Source organism: Actinoalloteichus caeruleus DSM 43889, assembly GCF_000429185.2.
GTDB classification, from domain to species: Bacteria; Actinomycetota; Actinomycetes; order Mycobacteriales; family Pseudonocardiaceae; genus Actinoalloteichus_B; species Actinoalloteichus_B caeruleus.
Genome location: NZ_AUBJ02000001.1, coordinates 3,498,387 through 3,516,732 on the forward strand (window position 1 = coordinate 3,498,387; position 18,346 = coordinate 3,516,732).

General features: G+C 73.2%; 14 protein-coding genes and 1 riboswitch. Of the genes, 4 read left to right on the top strand and 10 right to left on the bottom strand.

Translation table 11 applies throughout. From position 1 onward, the window contains the following. Positions 1-327: 327 nt before the first annotated feature. The 5 genes from G443_RS13485 to G443_RS13505 all read right to left on the bottom strand — a co-directional run bounded on the left by G443_RS13485 (position 328) and on the right by G443_RS13505 (position 6,763). Complete coding sequence (locus tag G443_RS13485) at positions 328-1,293, bottom strand: 4-(cytidine 5'-diphospho)-2-C-methyl-D-erythritol kinase (protein WP_026417412.1); 966 nt, start codon at positions 1,291-1,293, stop codon at positions 328-330. Positions 1,294-1,905: 612 nt separating this feature from the next. Then, positions 1,906-2,763 carry a MetQ/NlpA family ABC transporter substrate-binding protein gene (locus G443_RS13490; protein WP_026417413.1) on the bottom strand — a complete coding sequence of 286 codons (858 nt, stop codon included), beginning with the start codon at positions 2,761-2,763 and terminating at the stop codon, positions 1,906-1,908. 126 nt (positions 2,764-2,889) lie between these two features. Then, positions 2,890-3,576: a methionine ABC transporter permease gene (locus G443_RS13495; RefSeq protein WP_016697053.1), complete on the bottom strand. Its 687-nt coding sequence runs from the start codon at positions 3,574-3,576 to the stop codon at positions 2,890-2,892. Next, entirely contained in the window at positions 3,573-4,592 is a 1,020-nt protein-coding gene (locus G443_RS13500; RefSeq protein WP_026417414.1) for a methionine ABC transporter ATP-binding protein, read from the bottom strand. The genes G443_RS13495 and G443_RS13500 overlap by 4 nt, the downstream gene beginning before the upstream one ends. 212 nt (positions 4,593-4,804) lie before the next feature. Then, positions 4,805-4,895: riboswitch (SAM riboswitch) on the bottom strand. 347 nt (positions 4,896-5,242) lie between these two features. Beyond that, entirely contained in the window at positions 5,243-6,763 is a 1,521-nt protein-coding gene (locus G443_RS13505) for an FAD-dependent monooxygenase (protein ID WP_026417415.1), read from the bottom strand. A 50-nt stretch (positions 6,764-6,813) separates the two neighbouring features. On the opposite strand from G443_RS13505, the gene G443_RS13510 reads away from it, so the two are divergent. Beyond that, positions 6,814-7,545 (top strand): TetR/AcrR family transcriptional regulator C-terminal domain-containing protein, encoded by a 732-nt coding sequence (locus tag G443_RS13510; protein WP_035273259.1) that lies wholly within the window; start codon positions 6,814-6,816, stop codon positions 7,543-7,545. Positions 7,546-7,716: 171 nt separating this feature from the next. On the opposite strand, the gene rsmA is transcribed toward G443_RS13510, so the two are convergent. The 4 genes from rsmA to metG form a co-directional block, all read right to left on the bottom strand. Then, a complete protein-coding gene (gene rsmA, locus G443_RS13515) occupies positions 7,717-8,544 on the bottom strand; it encodes a 16S rRNA (adenine(1518)-N(6)/adenine(1519)-N(6))-dimethyltransferase RsmA (RefSeq protein WP_051313457.1) in 828 nt (275 codons plus the stop codon). A 91-nt stretch (positions 8,545-8,635) separates the two neighbouring features. Beyond that, complete coding sequence (locus tag G443_RS25055; protein ID WP_162147266.1) at positions 8,636-9,760, bottom strand: resuscitation-promoting factor; 1,125 nt, start codon at positions 9,758-9,760, stop codon at positions 8,636-8,638. A gap of 332 nt (positions 9,761-10,092) precedes the next feature. Beyond that, positions 10,093-10,947, bottom strand: a complete 855-nt coding sequence (locus tag G443_RS13530) for a TatD family hydrolase (protein WP_026417417.1) — start codon at positions 10,945-10,947, stop codon at positions 10,093-10,095. Positions 10,948-11,060: 113 nt separating this feature from the next. Continuing rightward, the gene (gene metG, locus G443_RS13535) at positions 11,061-12,851 is read right to left on the bottom strand and encodes a methionine--tRNA ligase (RefSeq protein WP_026417418.1); all 1,791 of its coding nucleotides are present in this window, start codon (positions 12,849-12,851) and stop codon (positions 11,061-11,063) included. A 226-nt stretch (positions 12,852-13,077) separates the two neighbouring features. Here metG and G443_RS13540 point away from each other — a divergent pair, with 226 nt between their 5' ends. Continuing rightward, positions 13,078-14,439 carry an aminodeoxychorismate synthase component I gene (locus G443_RS13540; protein WP_051313459.1) on the top strand — a complete coding sequence of 454 codons (1,362 nt, stop codon included), beginning with the start codon at positions 13,078-13,080 and terminating at the stop codon, positions 14,437-14,439. 233 nt (positions 14,440-14,672) lie between these two features. Further along, complete coding sequence (locus tag G443_RS13545) at positions 14,673-15,113, top strand: VOC family protein (RefSeq protein WP_026417420.1); 441 nt, start codon at positions 14,673-14,675, stop codon at positions 15,111-15,113. Between the two features lie 683 nt (positions 15,114-15,796). On the opposite strand, the gene rsmI is transcribed toward G443_RS13545, so the two are convergent. Continuing rightward, entirely contained in the window at positions 15,797-16,648 is an 852-nt protein-coding gene (gene rsmI, locus G443_RS13550; protein ID WP_026417421.1) for a 16S rRNA (cytidine(1402)-2'-O)-methyltransferase, read from the bottom strand. Between rsmI and G443_RS13555 the strand changes: the two genes are divergently transcribed. Further along, a complete protein-coding gene (locus tag G443_RS13555) occupies positions 16,649-18,271 on the top strand; it encodes a dolichyl-phosphate-mannose--protein mannosyltransferase (protein WP_103055766.1) in 1,623 nt (540 codons plus the stop codon). The last annotated feature ends 75 nt before the right edge of the window (positions 18,272-18,346 follow it).

Below are 18,346 nucleotides of genomic sequence, written 5' to 3' on the forward strand. Positions count from 1 at the left end.
GGGCCGGGAGCGGGCAGCGCGTGGCCGGTCCCCTTCGCACGAATCCCCTTGTCCACGCCGAACACCACCCGGCGGGGCTCCTCCCCCTCCGGGTCCGGTGCCCGCCGGCGTCGGCGACCCGCCCCCTGTTCACAGCAGCCAAACAGATCGGGTGCCCGCCGCGCAGTGAACTTCGATCAATTGCGACGTTCAGGTGATATCGACGTGAGGTGACGGTGGTCGACGCTCCCGCGCCCCCTCCGGGGGATGGGCGGAGGACCACTCCGGCACGCCGCCCTGGCGTGCCCGAGCCCGGGAGCGGGATCTCGCCACCGCTGACCGGTCGGATCAGGCGTGCACCTGGGGTGGGGTAGGGCGCGGGCTGTCCTCGCTGCTGACCACCCTGGCGCCCGGGACAGGACCGTGCGCGACCCGCACGGTGCGGCAGACCCCGACCCCGGAGAGCTCGGCGGCGACCCGGACGGCGGAGTCGCCGTCGGTGCACAGGAAGGCGCAACTGGGGCCGGAGCCGGAGATCATGCCGGCCACGGCTCCCGCGTTGACCCCGGCCCGCAACGTGCGGCGCAGGGCGGGACGGAGGGAGACCGCCGCCGCCTGGAGATCGTTGCCCAGGAGCAGCGCGAGTTGGAGCGGATCACCGGAGGACAGGGCCTCCAGCACCGGTTCCACGCCACCAACCCGGGGCGGCGAGCCCTCCCGGCGCAGCCTGTCCAGCTCTGCGAAGACGTCGGGGGTGGACAGACCCCGACTGGCGAGGGCGATGACCCAGTGGAAGGTGTGCCGGGACAACACCGGCACCAGCCGTTCACCCCGCCCCGTGCCCAGTGCGTAGCCGCCGTGCAGGGAGAAGGGGATGTCGCTGCCCAGGGTCGCGGCGACACCGGACAGCTCGTCCCGCCCCATCTCCAACCGCCACAGGTTGACCAACCCGACGAGGGTGGCCGCCGCGTCGGCACTGCCGCCGGCCATGCCGCCCGCCACCGGGATGGACTTGCGGATGTCGATCCTGACCTTCAGGTGGTCCGGGTCGCGGCCGACGTGCTCGGCGAGCGCCCGGGCGGCCCGCCACGCCAGGTTCGAGGAGTCGAGGGGGACGGTGTCCGCTCCCTCGCCCGTCACGTCGAGCCCGGGTTCGTCGGCGACGGAGACGGTGACCTCGTCGGTCAGCGACAGGGCCTGGAAGATCGTCGCCAACTCGTGGTAGCCGTCGTCCCGCGCGTCACCGACGGCGAGGTGGAGGTTCACCTTGGCCGGGGCTCGAACGGTCACCGGGGGCGGTACTACTGCCAGCACCCTTGCAGCCTACGGGCGTTTGGCCGATCTTCCGCCCCCGAACCGGTGAGGATCACTCTCCGTAGAGCGGAACCGCGCTGCCTCGCCGCGCCGACCGCTCGGTTCGGGTAGCCCGAACGGGCAGGTGGCCACGATCGGCCAACGATCGCGCCGGGCGTCCAGGCGTCCTCCGAACGGTGTTCCTCGTGCTCGTCCCCTGCGCTGGGCCGTCCGGGCGGCGGCCGGCCGCCCTGACGAGGTGTCCACCGAACCGACGGCGTCGAGATCCACCCGAACAGCGGCCGACGCGGAACCGGGGCAGGAGCCGCCCGGCCGACCCGGGGGCGGTGAGTCGAATCACAGCGACGGTGGGACATTCCCAGGCACGCGCGGCCCGACGAGCTGCCTCGACCGCGTCCGGCGGCTGGCTCCCCCGCCCTTCGGGGGCTCGTCGTCCATCCCCTCCCCCGAGAGGGATGGACGACTCGTCACCAGCCCTGGACGTGAACCAGCAGGGCCACGACCAGGAAAGGGTATCCGGCGGACGCGGGCCGGCATCGCGCCTCGGCTCCCGAGGGGGCTCCGGTCACGGCCGCACGGACGTCATGACCGCTCCCGACGGGAGGGCTGGCCTCAGAAGGCCGGGACGACGCTGCCGTCCTGGTAGGTCCCCTCGATGAACTCGCGGACCTCCTCGGAACGCAGCAGCTCGGTGAGCTGCTGGATGCGCTCGTCGTCCACCAGCTCGGGCAGCGTGACCAGGCCGTTCGCGTACGGGCTTTCCTCGCCGTCCTCCAGGAGGATGGCGTCCTCGGTCGGGTTGAGGCCGGCGTCGATGGCGTAGTTGCCGTTGATCACCGACGCGTCGGTGTCCGCGAGGCTCCTCGGCAGCTGGGCCGCCTCCAGCGGCTGGAAGCGCAGGTTCTTCGGGTTGTCCTCGACGTCCAGCTCGGTGGCGTTGTCCTCGGTGCCCTCGGCGAGCGTGATCAGACCGCTGTCGGCGAGCAGCCGCAGGCCGCGGGTCAGGTTGGCCGGGTCGTTGGCCAGCCCGATGACCGCCTCGTCCGGCAGGTCGTCGACGTCGTCGACCGACTCCGAGTAGAGCCCGAGCGGCTCGATGTGCACGCCCTCGACCCACTCGTAGTCGCCACCGTGGTCCAGCGTGAACTGCTCCAGGTAGGGGATCGTCTGGAAGTAGTTGGCCTCCAGCGACCCGTCCCGCAGCGCCGTGTTCGGCTGCACGTAGTCGGTGAACTCGACGACCTCGATCTCCAGGCCGGCGTCGGCGGCCAACTCCTCCTGGACGAAGTTCAGGATCTCCGCGTGCGGGGTGACGGACGCGCCGACGCGCAGCGGACCGTCGGCGGTGACCGGGGCCTGGGTGTCGGTGTCACCGCCCCCGTCGGACGCGGTCTCGCTGTTCCCGCAGGCGGCGAGCGTGGTGACGGCGGCGGCCGCGATGGCGACGGCGGTCAGGGAACGGTGTCGCACTCCCGGTTTCCTCTCTCCTGGCGCCGGCCCGTGGGCAGGCGCGTCTGCCGCGCCCGGGCATGGTCGTCCCCGGCACGGGTGTACTTGCTGGTGTGCCGCTCCCCGGTGGCGGGGGCGGCGCGGGTGTCACACCCGCAACGCCGACCGTCGACGGTCGATGGTGCGTGCGATGAAGTCCGAGGTCAGCTGGGTGAGCCAGGCGAGCCCGCCGAGCACCAGCACGGACGCCAGCAGGATCCGCTCGTCGTTGCGCTGGTAGCCGTGCCGGATCGCGAGGTCACCGAGCCCGCCACCGCCGATCACCCCGGCCATCGCCGAGTAGCCGATCAGGGTGACCGCCGTGACTCCGATCGCCGCGACCAGGGCGGGCCCCGCCTCGCGGAGCAGCACGCTCCGGACGAGGCGGAGCCTGCTGGCCCCGGTGGTGATGGCCGCCTCCACGACGGCCACGTTGACCTCCCGCAACGCCGACTCCACGAGCCGGGCCACGAAGGGCACCGCCCCCACCGTGAGCGGCACGATGACCGCGGTGGGGCCGATGGTCGTCTGCACGAGCGCCCTGGTGAACGCGCTGAGCACCACCAGGAGCACCACGAACGGGAGCGAGCGGCCGACGTCGACCACCGCTCCCAGCACGCGGTGCGTGATCCGCCGAGGGGACAGCCCTGTCGGCGAGGTCATGTGCAGCACGATGCCGAGGGGGATCCCGCCGAGGGCGGCGAGCAGGGTGGCGATGCCGACCATGTAGACGGTGTCCCCGGTGGCACTGATCACCAGGTCGAAGACCCGGTCCCACGGGGTGGGTTCCCTCACGCGGCAAGTCCTCCGATATCGCGTGGCGCGCGGCGGATGACGGCGTCCCGTTCCGCGAGCCAGCTCAGCGCCCGTTCCGAGCGCTCGCCGTTGATTCCGATCTTGAAGCGGGCGACGGGTGTCTCACCGAGCCTGGTGAGCCCACCGCCCAGGATGGCCAGCTCCACGTCGTGGCGGTGCGCCGCCTCGGGGAGCAGGGCTCCCACGGCGGCGAACCCGACGAGGACCACCTCGGCGACCACGTCGTACTGGCCGATCTCGCGAGGCGTGGTGCCGGCCTGGTCGACCTCGGGGAGCAGGGAGGCCGTGATCCGGCTGCCTGGCTGGGTGAGCAGGTCCAGCACCTTGCCGTGCTCGACGACCCGCCCTCCCTCCAGGACCGCGACATCGTCGCAGATGCGGCGGACGACGGCCATGTCGTGGGTCACCACGAGCACCGTCACCCCGAGCTCGGAGCGCACCCGGTCGAGCACCGCGAGCACCGAGCCGGTCGTCTCCGGGTCGAGGGCCGAGGTGGGTTCGTCGGCGAGCAGCACCGAGGGGCTGGCCGCCAGCGCCCTGGCGACCGCGACGCGCTGCCGCTGGCCACCGGAGAGCTGGTCGGGGTAGCTGCCGGCCTTGTTGGTGAGGCCGACCAGGTCGAGCAGTTCGGCGACCCTGGCGCGCCGGGCCGGCGCGGCCACCCCGGCGCTCTCCAGGGGGAGGGCGACGTTGCCGGCGGCGGTGCGCTGCCGCAGCAGGGAGTCGCCCTGGGGGACGACGCCGATCCGGCGACGCGCGTCCCGCAGCTCACGGCCGCGCAGGGCCACCAGGTCGACGCCCTCGACGCGGATCGATCCCCGGTCGGGGCGTTCCAGCAGGGCGACGCAACGGGCGAGGGTGGACTTGCCGGCGCCGCTCGGGCCGACGACGCCGCAGACCGTTCCGGCCGGGACGCTGAGGGAGACACCGTCCAGGGCGAGCACGTGCTCGCCCTTACCGGGGAAGCTCTTGGTGAGGTTCTCGACAGTGATCATTGTTCGCTCCACACGACGGCAGCCAGCCACACGCGACCGCGCGCGAGGGCGCGGCGGTACGGGTGGGATGGTCAGGAAGAAGACGAGGACCAGGGGTGTTCCGCGGGACCGGTGACGTCCTTCAGCTGCCCATGAGTGGACAGCCGGACGTGGTCCGGCGGCCGTGGTCGACCACGCGTCGTCGGGTCAGGGCGGTGGCGATCAACATGCTCGCTCCATCGATCCTGGCGTTAGCACCTGCCCGCGAACGGGTGGTTGCTGCGGCGTCAACGAGCCAGGTCTCTCGGCCGCTCCGGATGGGCTGTCGCGATGAGTAAACCGAACGGAAACGTCCGCCCGCAAGTAGTTGGGGGTAGATCTGTGCCACACTGCCCGACCGGCCTAACGAGCACCGAGGGTGATCACCGCCCTCCGGCGGGGTGCCCCCACCCGCGAAGGGGGACGGACGGGGCGGTGGGCCTCCTGGTCGGCCGGTGCTCCGCCGGCCGGAGTCGTCCCGCCCCGCCGGGACCGGGCGACCGCCCCCACCCGCCGAGGCCGGTCGGTTCGGGGGTTCGGCGGAAGGCGGCCGGTGGTCCGAGCCGGGCGCCGGGCGGCCGGTCCTCGCGGACCGACCGCGCGCCGGTCACCCGGGTCGCGACCGGCTGGGGTCAGCCCCGACCGCTGAGAACCGCGGCCACCACGTCGGGGAGGGTGTCGGCGGGGTCCCGGGGTGCCGTCGGGCAGCGCCAGGCGATCACGTGGTCGGGGCGCACCAGCAGCGCTCCGGTGCCGGTGATGCCCACGCTCGCGGCCCAGGCCGGGTCGTCCACCCGGCGGTGCTCGACCCCGGGCGTGGCGGACGCGGCCCGCTCCCACGTGTCGCTGGCGCCGAGCAGGGTCAGTCCCCTGCCGACGAGGTCCAGGGCCGACCGGTCCGGGCCGAGCCTGTGGTGCGGGAGTCGCGATCCCGGCTGCCCGGTGAGCCCCAACCGGTCGAGCGGCGCGAGGGAGCCGTCGGGGACGAAGGCGCCGGCCGGGTACTGGTAGCCCATGAGGAGGGCCACGGGGTCGTGCGACGGGGTGCCGTCCCCTGACTCCACGCCCAGTTGGCGCAGGTTCGCCGTCTGCGCGCTGGCCTGGTCGGCGGTGAGCCACCCCAACCAGTGGCGCTCGACCTGGTAGCTGTCCAACAGGGATCGGGGAGCCGTACCGGAGACCACCCGGGCGAGCTTCCAGGCGAGGTTGTGGACGTCCTGGATGCCGGTGTTGGCACCGGCGGCGAGGTAGGGGGGCATGACGTGGGCGGCGTCGCCGGCGAGGAAGATCCGCCCGGCCGAGAAGCGGTCCGCGACGAACATCCCGGGTTCCCAGTCGAGGGCGCTGAGGATGCGCACGTCCAGGTCGGGCACTCCGGTCGCGGTGCGCACCGCCCGCGCCCAACCCGCGTGGTCCCGGCCGGGGGCCGGGTCGGCCATGAGCAGCCAGCGCCGGACCCCGTCGACGGTGAGCAGCATGCTCGGCACCTCGGGGTGCTCGATCTGGCACAGGTTGAACTCCCGGCCGCGCACCTGCGCGGAGAGGTCGGCCTCGAAGTAGACGTTGGTGGACCTCCCCAGGGTCCCTCGCCCGCTCCTGGCGATGCCCAACCGTTCCCTGATCGGGCTGTGCGCGCCGTCCGCCGCGATGAGGTACCGCGCCCGGATGGCACCGACGCGGCCGTCGGGGTCGCGGACGGTGGAGGTGACGGAGGTGCCGTCGTCCACCACCTCCAGCACGCGGTGTCCGAACCGCAGGTCGGCCCCGCGTTCGGTCGCCAGGGCGCGCAGCACGGGTTCCAGGGTGTCCTGGGCGCAGAGGCAGGAGTCGGACGGTGAGATCTCCGGTGCCGGGTCGTCCTCGCCGTGCCCCCAGGAGAGCGGTTCCGCCTCCACGAGCGTCCGGCCGGCCGCCATCCCCTCGAAGTCCGCGAGTGCCGCCGCGGCGGCCATCACGTCGGCCTCGGCGTTGACCTGGCGGAACAGTTCCATCGTCCGGAGGTTGATCCGGCGGGCCTTGGGTTGCGGCGACGTGGTGTCCCGCTTCTCCACCAGCACGGCGGGGACACCGTGCCACTCGAGGAAGAGGGCGGCGGACAGCCCGACCAGACCGCCGCCCACGATCAGGACCTCAGTTTCGTGTACGTCGTACATCACATGTACTTAGTACACCAATGGTTAGATGCGCGCGAAGGAGGTGTCCCTTGAGCAACGCGGTACCCGGACAGCCCGGAGCGCTCGTATGGACCCTGCCGGAGCCGCCGGGCCGGACGACGACCACGCTGAGCAGGGCCGCGATCGTGCGGGCCGCGGTCGCGGTCGCGGACGCCGAGGGCGCCGCCGCCGTCACCATGCGCCGGGTCAGCTCCGAGCTGGGCTCGTCCACCCCCATGTCGCTCTACCGGTACGTGGGCAGCAAGGACGGCCTCGTCGACCTGATGATCGACGCCGTCTACGGGGAGATCCCCGTGCCGGACGAACCGGTCGGCGACTGGCGGTCGGAGCTGGAACCGCTCTGCCACCGGGCCTGGTCGGTGATCCGGCGGCACCTCTGGTTCGGCGAACTCGTGCACCTGCGGCCACCCTTCGGCCCGAACGCCCTGCGCTACCTGGACTTCCGGCTGGCGGCGCTGGAACCCCTCGGCCTCCCGGCACGGGAACTCACCCGCATCACCGCGGCCCTCGACGGCCACCTGATCGGCTCGGCGCTCCAGCTCGCCGAGGAGACCCGGATGCGCCGGTCCAGCGGGCTGGCCGACGAGGCCGAACTCCGGGACTCGGTGCGGCCCTACCTGTCGTCCGTCACGGCCGGTGGCCGCTACCCGGCCTTCTCCCGGTGGGTCGGCGCGACCACCGACAACGACCTGGACGACCACGTCGAGTGGACGTTGCGCTGCCTGCTGGACGGCATCCAGGCGAGCCTGCGCCGCGACTGACCGGGGTTCGGGGAGCCTCGAGCGCCGAGCCGCTCCCGGCGGCCACGGCGGGCACCGGGACCGCCGGTCGAACCGGGGCCGGGGTGGCACGTGCCACCCGGGCCCGCCACCCGGGACCACGGGCGAGTGGACCGGCCGAGCAGCGGCCGCCCGGTCCGGTGGGCGTGGCGCTCAGCCGACCTCGGCGGCGAGCAGGATGCGTTCGGCGCGGGCGATGCGGACGAAGCCGTCCACCGGCAGCTGCTCGCCCCGGGTGGCCGGCGGCACGTCGGCGGCGAGCAGGATGCGTTCGGCGCGGGCGGCGGAGCCGGCCCAGCCCGCCAGGGCGGCGCGGAGGGTCTTGCGGCGTTGCGCGAAGGCGGCGTCGACCACGCGGAACACCGCGTCGCGGTCGACGCCGGTCGGGGAGTCCCGGCGGTGGAGGGCGACCAACCCGGAGTCCACGTTGGGCACCGGCCAGAAGACACCCCGGGGGATCGTGCCGGCCCGCCGGACGTCGGCGTACCAGGCGGCCTTGACGCTGGGCACCCCGTAGACGCGGCTGCCGGGGCCGGCGGCGAGGCGTTCGGCGACCTCGGCCTGCACCATGACCAGGGCGGTGCGCAGGGTGGGGACCTCCGCGAGCAGGTGCAGCACCACCGGGACGGCCACGTTGTAGGGGAGGTTGGCGACCAACGCGGTGGCCCCGGCGAGCTGGTCGCCGGTGACGCGCAGGGCGTCCTCGTGGAGCACGGTGAGCCGGTCCCGCAGCTCGGGGGCGCGGTCGGCCACGGTGCGCGGCAGCCGGTCGGCGAGCACCGGGTCGATCTCGACGGCCAGCACCCGCTGGCAGGCGGGCAGCAGGGCGAGCGTGAGCGAGCCGAGCCCCGGGCCGACCTCGACCACGACGTCGTCGGGACGCAGGTCGGCGGCGCCGACGATGCGGCGCACCGTGTTGGCGTCGTGCACGAAGTTCTGGCCCAGCTTCTTGGTGGGCCGGACGCCCAGCTGCTCTGCCATCCGACGGACGTCGGCCGGGCCGAGCAGCGCGCTCGACCCGGCCGGGGTTCCGCCGCGCGGATCGTCGTTCACTCCGCGAGACACTACGTCATCACGTGGGCAGCCCCAGCTTGGCGGCGCAGCCCGGCCACGAGCCGTAGCTGCCGCCGTTCGCGTCGCGGAGCCGGGTGGCGACGGCGATCTGCTGTTCTCGGGACGCCTCGTTGGGGTAGTTGGCGTACTGCTGGCCGCCGTAGGCGTCCCAGGTGGGCTTGCTGAACTGGAGGCCGCCGTAGTAGAGCCCGTTGGCGCTGACGATCTGCCAGTTGCCGGTGGACTCGCAGTGGGCGAGGCGGTCCCAGACCCCTCCGTCCTGCACCGGGGGCGCATCCGCTGCCGGCGGCTGCTTGGTGCCGACCCGCACGACCCTGTTCTCGGCCTCGCGGATCACCTCGTCGCGGATCTGCTCCCGTTCCGTCTCCTCGCCGTTGACGAGGGTCACCAGGTAGGTCAGTTCGCGCAGCCCGGGGCGGCCCTCCTCCTCGACCTCCTCCTCACCCTTCTCCATCTCCGGGTCGTCGATCCGCTCCTCGTCGGGAGTGATCTCGACCTCCTCGGTGCGTTCCTCGGAGCGGATCCGGGTGACCTCGATGGTTAGGTCGTTGACGAGTTTCGTGTCGGCGGGGGGCGTGACCTCGTCGTCGCCCTCCAGCGCGACCCCCTGGTCCGCCAGCAGTTCCCCGACGGTGGCCGAGGTGGTGGCCACCTGGCGGGGGTCCTCCGCGCCGTCGAGGAGCGTGACGAGCTTGGAGGTCTTCAGGTCGACCGTCATCCCGTCGAGGGGGATGCGCTGGTGCCGGTCGACGGAGAGTTCGGCGTCGTTGGTGGGCATGCCGAGTTCGTTGAGGGCGTCGTCCAGGGTCAGCGCGTGGGTCCAGACCTCGCGCTCCTCGCCGTCCACTCGGAGGGTGAGCAGTCGGCCGCGCTTGAGGACCACCTGGCTTCCGTCGACGACGGTCGCCTGCGCCGCGGGGGCGAGTGCGTCCTGTTCGCCGGCCTCGAAGCCCGCGGTGGCCAGGACGCCGGCCACGGTCGATGCGAAGGTGCGGACGATCCGCTGTTCGTCGTCCACCGTGAGCGTGATGGACTTGTCCATCGCGATCGCGGTACCGGAACCACCGATCAGGACGGTCAGGACAGCGACGATCACCGCGCGCAGAAACGTGCGTTTGTTCACCTGTCGTCCAGCCTTCGTGCCTCCGGGCAGGGGCGGCTCAAGGTGTTTCTGGGGTCGTTGCGGTTCGTCCCTCAACCCCGACGCGTGGCCGTCGGCCACGCCAGAACCACGACTGGACCGGTTGTCCCGCGACGCGGCGGAGCGCCGTCCGCCCGCCCGCCACGGGTGTCGCGCGAGGCGGGGCGGTCGGTGACGCCTGGTAGGCGTGCACCGCGCACGTCGGCGGAGCCACCTCGGTGTCCCCATCCCGGCTTACGATCTCGGGACCGTAACGGCATTCGGCGTGGGGGCCAAGAGATCAACCTGGGCTGTGCTCGCGATCACCCAAAAATTCACTCGTTCGCACTAGTGGACGTCGGTTCCGTGACCGATTTCAACCCGAAGATCCGGTCCGCCGTCCGGTTCGCGGCCGCCGCGACCGCCAGTTCGGTCACACCACGTAGTCGTGCCAGCTCCCGCACGGTGTAGGCGGCACAGTAGGGCTCGTTCGGCCGTCCCCGGAACGGGTGAGGCGTGAGGAACGGCGCGTCGGTCTCCACCAACAGCTGGTCCTCGGGCACCAGCGCCGCGGCGGCGTGCAGGTCGCGCGCGTTGCGGAAGGAGACGGTGCCGGCGAAGGACAACACGTAGCCGGCGTCGACGCACCGCCGCGCGAAGTCCTCGTCCCCCGAGAAGCAGTGGAAGACGACGTGCTCCGGCGGCCCCTCCTCCTCCAGGACCCGCAGGATGTCCTCGTGGGCCTCCCGGTCGTGGATCATCAGCGGCTTGCCGACGCTCTTGGCCAGCGCCACGTGCCAGCGGAACGCCGCCAGCTGCGCGGCGGGTGGCGAGTAGTCCCAGTAGTAGTCCAACCCGGTCTCCCCCACCGCGACGACCCTCGGGTCGGCCGCCAGCGCGGCCAGTTCCTCGCGGACCGGCTCCGGGAACTCGGCGGTGCGGGTGGGGTGCAGGGCCACGGCCGCGAACACCCGGGGGTCCCAGTGCGCGGCCCGCACCGCCCACCGGGCCGAGCCGAGGTCGTCGGCGACCGTGATCACCCGGGTGACGCCGGCGGAGGCGGCCCGGTCGACCATCGCGGCCACCTCGGAGGCGGTCCGCGCCCCACAGGCGTCCAGGTGCGTGTGCGCGTCGACGGTGTCCGCCGCGAGGCGTTCCGGGACAGGCGGTGGCTGGCGACGGTCACTCACGGCGTGGTCCTTTCCACGGGACGGATGCGGCGGCGGGCCGACGGTGGGCACGGCGGAAGCGGGACGGTGCCGTGGCCGCCGTCCCGCCTCGTCGTGCGTCGCGCCTGGTCGCCCTAGGAGATCGGAGCCCACTCCGGGCCGGTCTCGCCCAGCTCCGGGTCGAGCTTGGAGAACAGCGGGCTCGGCTTGCTCAACGGGGTTCCCGGCTGGATCTCCCGGGACTCCCAACTGGCCTGCTCCGCCGCGTAGTCGCCGGTCAGGATCGGGTACTCCCTGCCGGGCACGTCGAGGTCCTCGACATCCCGCAGTTCGGGCTGCGCCGCCCACACACCGCTCCCGCCGAGGAGCTCGTGCACCCGCTGCGCGGAGTGCGGCAGGAACGGCGTCAGCATGGTGTTGGCGTCCGAGACCACCTGGAGCGCGGTGTGCAGGATGGTGTCCCTGCGCTCCGGGTCGTCCTTGCGCTTCCACGGCTCCTGGTCGGAGAGGTACTTGTTGGCCGCGCTGACCACCCGCATCGCCTCGGTGGCCGCCGCCCGGAAGCGGGACCGGGCGAGGTGGCCGCCGACGACGTCGAACGCCCCCCTGGCCAGGGACTTGAGCTGTTCGTCCTCGGCGGTGGGGGCCACCGGTGCGGGGACGGCGCCCACGTTCTTCGCCGCCATCGCCACGGAACGGTTGACCAGGTTCCCCCACTCGTTGGCCAGCTCGAAGTTGGTCCGCCGGACGAACTCCTCCCAGGTGAAGTCGGTGTCCTGGGTCTCAGGGCCGGCGACGGAGATGAAGTAGCGGAGGGTGTCCGGGCCGAACTCCCGCAGGAAGTCGTTGACGTAGATGACGGTGCCGCGCGAGGTGGAGAACTTCGAGCCGCTCATGGTGAGGAACTCGCTGGAGACGATGTCGTCCGGCAGGTTCAGCTCACCGAAGGCACCGGGGTTGCCCCCCTTGTCCCCCGTCCCGTTGTGCCCCAGCAGCAGGGCCGGCCAGATCTGGGCGTGGAAGGTGATGTTGTCCTTGCCCATGAAGTAGTGGCCCTGGGCCTTCGGGTCGGTCCACCAGGCCTTCCACGCGTCCGGGTCCCCGGATCGACGGGCCCACTCGACGCTCGCCGAGAAGTAGCCGATGACCGCGTCGAACCACACGTAGAACCGCTTCAGGGGCTGGTCCCGCCAGCCGTCCAGCGGCACCGGCACTCCCCAGTCGAGGTCGCGGGTGATCGGCCGGGGTCGCATGTCGTCGACCAGGTTCCTGGTGAAGTTCAGGACGTTGGGCCGCCAGTCGGTCCTGGTGGTCAACCACTTCCCGAGGGTCTCGGTGAAGGCGGGCAGGTCGAGGAAGAGGTGTTCGGTCTCGACGAACTCGGGCTTCTCCCCGTTGATCCTGGACCGGGGGTTGATCAGTTCGGCCGCGTCCAGCTGGTTGCCGCAGTTGTCGCACTGGTCGCCGCGCGCACCGTCGTACCCGCAGATCGGGCAGGTGCCCTCGATGTAGCGGTCGGGCAGCGTCCGTCCCGTGGAGGGGCTGACCGCGCCGGTGGTGGTGCGCGCGGTCACGTAACCGTTGCGGTGCAGCGCCAGGAAGATCTCCTGCACCACCTGGTAGTGGTTGCCGGTGGTCGTGCGGGTGAACAGGTCGTAGGACATGCCCAGACCGCGCAGGTCCTCGGCGATCATCCGGCTGTACTTGTCAGCGGTCTGCCTGGGCGTCAGACCCTCCTTGTCCGCCTGGACCAGGATCGGCGTGCCGTGTTCGTCCGTGCCGGAGACCATGAGCACCCGGTTCCCGGCCATTCGCTGGTAGCGGGAGAAGACGTCGGAGGGGACACCGAAGCCGGAGACGTGACCGATGTGGCGGGGGCCGTTGGCGTAGGGCCAGGCCACCGCGGTCAGAACGGGGGCACTCATGCGTTCAGCCTACGGACGCGTGACGCCCCGGCCCCCACGGGTGCCGGGGCGGACGTCGTGACGACACCGCCCCGCCGGCGGCGCGGGCCGGACGCGCCGCCAGGGTCGGCGGATCGGCCCGGCGGAACCGGAACGGCCGGGGCTCACCCCTCCCCGGGCCGTCGCGCCGGTCACCCCCGCTTGGTTTCGGTGGGCGCGCCGGGTTGGATGGGCCGTCGTGCGAACGGTGGCGTGGCGCTGGGACGTGCCGGGCGGAACGACGCCCGGTGAGGTGCTCGACGCGCTCGGCGCGCGGGCCACGAGGAGCGGGACGCCGGGGCCCGCCGCCCTGAGCGGCGACTGGTTCGGGTCGGCGGCGGTGATCGCCCCGTCGGTGCGGCTGGAGCCGGTGCCGCCGGCCGAGGCGTTCCACCGGCCGGTCACCTGGCCGGTGACCGAGGACCCGGGGCTGCCCGCCGGGGTGGTGGGCGGTGGCTGGTTCGGCTACCTGGGCTACGGCCTCACCGACCCGGGGGTCTGGGACCGGGCCCGCCGGATGCCGGCGGCGGTGTGGGGGTACGCGGACCACGTGCTGCGCCTCGACCAGGACGGGAACTGGTGGTTCGAGGCACTGGTCCCGGCGGGCGGGGAGGAGCCGGTGGCGCTGGCCGCCGAGCTGGCCGAGGTGGTCCGGGCCGACGGGTGCCCGGTGCGGGGCGACGGCGACGGCGACGATCCGGGGATGGCCGGTCCACCGGCGAGGAGCCCGGTCCGGTTACCGGGAGCGGAACGGCACGAGGGGGCGGTCCTCGGCGCCTTGGCCGCCATCGGCGCGGGTGAGGTCTTCCAGGCCAACGTGTGCACCGAGATCAGGGCTGGTTTCCAGGGCGACCCGTTGGAGCTGTTCGTCCGGGGGGTGTCGACCCTGGCGCCGGCGCGGGCCGCCTACCTGTCCGGTGGTTGGGGCGCGGTGGTGTCGTTGTCCCCCGAGCTGTTCCTGGCCCGCCGGGGCCGCACGGTGCGCACCAGTCCGATCAAGGGCACGCTGCCCCGCCGGGGCCCCGCCGACGACGGGAACGCGGGCCGGCTGCGGGCCTCGGTCAAGGACGTCGCGGAGAACGTGATGATCGTCGACATGGCCCGCAACGACCTGGGCCGGGTGTGCCAGCCGGGCAGTGTCACCGTTCCCTCCCTGTTGGGCGTCGAACCCCACCCGGGGGTGTGGCACCTGGTGTCCACCGTGGTGGGCGAGCTCCGCCGGGGCGTGTCCGACGCCGAGCTGTTGGCCGCCACCTTCCCGCCGGCCTCGGTCACCGGAGCGCCCAAGGTCCGGGCGCTGGAGCTGATCGCCGAACTGGAGGCGACGCCGCGTGAGGTCTACTGCGGGGCGGTCGGCCTGGTGTCGCCGGTGGCCGGGATGGAACTGAACGTCGCGATCCGCACCCTGGAGTACGCGCCCACCCCGGGTGGCGCCGAGCTGGCGCTGGGGGTGGGCGGCGGGATCACCGCCGACTCCGTCCCGGCGGTGGAGTGGGCGGAGTGCCGCACCAAGGCCGCACCGCTGCTGGCGCTGTTGGCGGACCAGGAGCGGTCCGAGGTCCGGGGGTGAGGTCAGGCCGGAGCGCGACCCGCCCCTCGCCGCCCCCGGCGGTGGTTCGCCCGCCGCCGGCCCGCCCGCCCTCCCGAGGGTCGGCGGATCCGGCCGCGTGCGCCGGGGTCGCCGTCACCCGCTCACGGGAATCCGGCCGGGATGTCCGTTTCGTTCACGACACGCCACCCGGGCACGCCTAGCCTCGCTGTCGCCCCGCACGGAGGGCGACAGCGCGGAAGGAACGGAACGTCATGGCACAGCAGCACCTCACCGTGGTCACGCTCGGCGTCAGCGACCTGGACAGGGCGCGCCGCTTCTACCGGGACGGCCTGGGTTGGGAGGTGGTCGCCGACATCCAGGACACGGTGTTCGTCCAGGTCGGGCACGGCCTGCTGCTCAGCCTGTGGGGCGTCGCCGAACTCGCCGAGGACCTGGGCGGCGCGCCCCTGGAGCAGGAGGGCCCCGGTCGGTTCACCCTCGGGTGCAACGTGGGGAGCGAGGCGGAGGTGGACGCGGTCGTCGAGCGGTTCGTCGCCGCCGGCGGCTCGCTGGTCCGCCCCGCCGAGCACGCCTTCTGGGGTGGCTACCAGGCCTACGTCGCCGACCCGGAGGGTTTCCGGTGGGACGTCGTGCACAACCCGGGCATGGCCTTCACCGAGGACGGCCGGGCTGTCCTCCGCGACCTCTCCTGAGGAAGGGCCGGCCCCGCGTCCTCCCGCTCGGCCCTCCGGGCGCGCTCCCGGCCGAGATCGCCTCGGCCCCAGGGCTCCGGGCGGTGCTCCCCTCCTGGCCCCGCTCCGACCCGGCCGGTCGGAACGGCGGTTCCTGATCGCCGCCCCGCCTCGGGGTGGCCGCGCGCCTGGCCGCCGTCGGGCCGCCGGACGGGTACCCGCCCCGCTGCCCTCGGCCTGGCCTCGCGGGCGCACCACGGCGTTCCCCGCCGAGGTGCCGGCACCGGGTCGGTCGTCCTCGCGCCGGCTGGCCCTGGCCCGGCCCCGCTCCGGCTCCGGTCTCCCGACCGGCTCGCGCCGCGGCCGGCGCGGGCCGGACGTCGGGTCGACCGCGGTTCGGGAGGGTCGGGGAGGACCACCCGGAGCCGGCGCGGTCCGTGCGGAGATCGGCCGGCCGCCCACGGCATGCGGGCTCGGTCGTCGTGTCCACACCGCCGACCAGGCCGGACGAGCCGAGTGGGCCGACCGGGCCGAGTGGGCCGACCGGCTAGGGCCCGGGCCGGGCGAGCGGGCCGGGAGTCGCCGGCGTCGAGGACGACGGATCCACGAGGGGTGCGGTGGACCGACACCGGCCCTCGTCATCGCGTCCACCCTCGGGGCCGGGGGCTCGGGTGGGGCCGCGATATCGCCCGGCGCCGGCGGGATCAGCCGCGTCGGGAGCGCAGCACGGCGTCGTAGAGTTCCTTCTTCCCCACCCCGGTGGCGGACGCGACGGTGGCGGCCGCGTCCTTCAGCCGCTCGCCGTCCGCCACCCGTTCCTCGACCGCGCCCACGAGGCTGGCCGGATCGGGAACGCCGGTGGCCTCGGCGCCGCCGAGGACGACGGTGATCTCGCCCCGCACTCCCGCCTCCGCCCACGCCGCGAGTTCCCCGAGACCGCCCCGCCGCACCTCCTCGTGCGTCTTCGTCAGCTCGCGGCAGACGACGGCCGGACGTTGCGCCCCGAGGAGCTCCGCCGCCTGCGCCAGGGTGTCGGCCAGGCGGTGCGGGGACTCGAAGAACACGGTGGTGCGGGGTTCCTCGCGCAGGGCGGACAGCCACCGGCCGCGTTCCCCGGTCTTCCTCGGTGGGAACCCCTCGAAGCAGAACCGGTCGCAGGGCAGGGCGGACACCGCGAGGGCGGTGGTCACCGCGGAGGGCCCCGGCAGGCAGGTCACCGGCAACCCGGCCTCGGCGCAGGCACTGGCCAGGCGGAACCCCGGATCGGAGACGCTGGGCATGCCGGCGTCGGTGACCACGAGAACGGTGCCGCCGTCCCGGACGGTCTCGACCAGGCCCGGCGTGCGGGCGGCCTCGACGGAGTCGTAGTAGCTGACGATCCGCCCCGTCGGGACGACGTCGAGGGTGCTGGCGAGGGCGCGCAGCCGCCGCGTGTCCTCGGCCGCCACCACGTCCGAGGTTCGCAGCGCGGCGACGAGTCGCGGGGAGGCGTCGCCGGCGTCGCCCAGCGGGGTAGCGGCGAGAACGAGTCGACCGGTTCCGGATATGTTGCCCACTTGGTCAAGCCTACGATCGGCGCCGTGAGCGTCCCCGCACCGCACACCACGGCCACCCCGTCGCCCGCCGGTGAGGGGGTGGTGGGCGTGGGTGAGATCCCGCCGGTGGAACCGCCCGACGGTGGTCGTGAGACGGCGCTCGCCAGGCTCAACCGGCCGATGCCCGCCGACCGCCTGCGCGGTTGGGTCGTGGCGCTCACCCTCACCCTGGTCGGCGGGGTGATCCGCTTCTGGAACCTCGGCCACCCGACGGACCAGGGCACGCCGATCTTCGACGAGAAGCACTACGTGCCGCACGCCTGGCAGGTGCTGCGCAACGGCGGGGTGGAGGACAACCCCGGCTACCGGCTCATCGTGCACCCCCCGTTGGGCAAGCACCTCATCGCGGTCGGGGAGTGGCTGTTCGGGTACACGGCCTGGGGTTGGCGGTTCAGCGCCGCCGTCGCCGGGACCGTGTCGATCCTGCTGATCGTCCGGATCGGTCGCCGGCTCACCCGCTCGACGTTCCTCGGTGGGATCGCGGGGGTGCTGCTGATCGCCGACGGGGTGAGCCACGTGCAGTCGCGGGTGGGGATGCTGGACATCTTCCTCGCGGTCCTCGTCCTCGCCGCGTTCGGTTGCCTGCTCGTGGACCGCGACCAGGTCCGTGATCGCCTGGCGGTCGTCGTGCGGGAGGGGCGGACCGGGGACAGCGTCTGGGGCCCCCGGCTCGGTGTGCGGTGGTGGCGGCTCGGCGCGGGTGTGCTGCTCGGCCTGGCCTGCGGGGTCAAGTGGTCCGGCGGGTACTTCCTGGCCGCGTTCGCGGTGCTCTGCGTGTTCTGGGACTACACGGCCCGACGGGCCGCCGGGGTGGACCGGCCCTTCCTCGGGGCGGCGCGTCGGGATCTCGGACCCGGGCTGTGGGCGTTCGTGGCGGTGCCGATCGCCACCTACCTGGCCACCTGGTGGGCCTGGTTCGGGTCGGAGACGGCCTTCGACCGGCACGCGGTCGGCGACGGGGTCGGCACCTCGTCCGCCTTCTGGTTCGTCCCCGACGCGTTGCGGGCGTTGTGGTTCAACAGCGGCAGCGTGCTGGACTTCCACAACGGCCTGGTCACCGACCCGGACGACCCGCACGCCTGGGAGTCGAAGCCGTGGACGTGGCCGATGGGGCTGCGGGCGATGCTCTACTACTACGACGGTTCGGTGACCGGCTGCGGGCAGGACGAGTGCGTGGGCGCGCTGATGCTGATCGGCACGCCGGCGATGTACTGGCTGGTGTTCCCGATGCTGGCCTGGGCGTTGTGGCGGGCGGTCACCCGCTACGACTGGCGGTACACGGCGGTGTTGGTCGGTTACCTGGCGGGCTGGCTCCCGTGGTTCTCGAACCTGGACCGCCAGATGTACTTCTTCTACATCACCCCGGTCGCGCCGTTCCTGGTGCTCGGTCTGACCCTGGTGCTCGGCCAGATCCTCGGCCCGGCGCGCCGGGGAACGGAACGGCGTGGCACGGGCCTGCTGGTGGTGGCGCTCTACGTCGGACTGGTGGTGGCCAACTTCGTGTGGTTGTGGCCGGTGCTGGTGGGTGAGCCGATCACGCCGTGGCGGTGGAACGCGGAGCTGTGGCTGCCCTCGTGGCGGTAGCCGGCCCGCCGGGCCAGGGGGTGCTGGTGGCGGTGGGTGCGCGGGACGGCCCGGGGTCGGGTTCGGCCGGGCCGC

Coding starts and splice junctions, on each gene's coding strand:
- G443_RS13500 (WP_026417414.1), bottom strand. CDS start 4,592: ATGATCACTGTCGAGAACCTCACCAAGAGCTTCCCCGGTAAGGGCGAG.
- G443_RS13505 (WP_026417415.1), bottom strand. CDS start 6,763: ATGTACGACGTACACGAAACTGAGGTCCTGATCGTGGGCGGCGGTCTG.
- rsmA (WP_051313457.1), bottom strand. CDS start 8,544: ATGGCAGAGCAGCTGGGCGTCCGGCCCACCAAGAAGCTGGGCCAGAAC.
- metG (WP_026417418.1), bottom strand. CDS start 12,851: ATGAGTGCCCCCGTTCTGACCGCGGTGGCCTGGCCCTACGCCAACGGC.
- G443_RS13545 (WP_026417420.1), top strand. CDS start 14,673: ATGGCACAGCAGCACCTCACCGTGGTCACGCTCGGCGTCAGCGACCTG.